The 372-nt window shown below is 75.3% G+C and carries 1 protein-coding gene; it reads right to left on the bottom strand.

What is annotated here, in order from left to right; genetic code table 11:
- Positions 1–372, bottom strand: a 372-nt coding sequence (locus ACLZOT_RS50470) for an ROK family protein (RefSeq protein WP_416976055.1), incomplete at both ends; no start/stop codon positions are given.

Here is a 372-nt window from a genome sequence, read left to right as displayed (position 1 = left end):
GCCACTGGGCCGTACGACGGTCGTGAGGGGCGACATCCGTCGGATCCGCTCCTCCACCCGTGCGGCGAGCACCTCTCCCCCGGCCTGTCCCACCTCGCCGCCGAGGACCACGCAGCCGGGGTCGAGGATGGCGACGACGGAGGCGACGCCGATGGCGAGCCGGTCGGCGAGGGTGTCGAGGAAACGGTCGGCCGAAGCCACGGCGTCCCCGGCTCCGGCTCCTGGTGGAACTCCCGCCCCGGTCACCAACGCGACGGCCTTCCCCACCACCCCCGCGGCCAGCGGCTCAGCCGCGGAACCGTCCGGCACGGACAGGCCGGACGACCCCGCCAGTGCCACGATCCCCGCCGAGCCGGCCAGCGAGTGGAACCC

Source organism: Streptomyces sp. 4F14, assembly GCF_048159485.1.
In the GTDB taxonomy this organism is placed as follows: domain Bacteria; phylum Actinomycetota; class Actinomycetes; order Streptomycetales; family Streptomycetaceae; genus Streptomyces.
The sequence above is the reverse complement of the archived record's forward strand: the minus strand, read 5'-3'. Positions and strand labels throughout refer to the sequence as shown.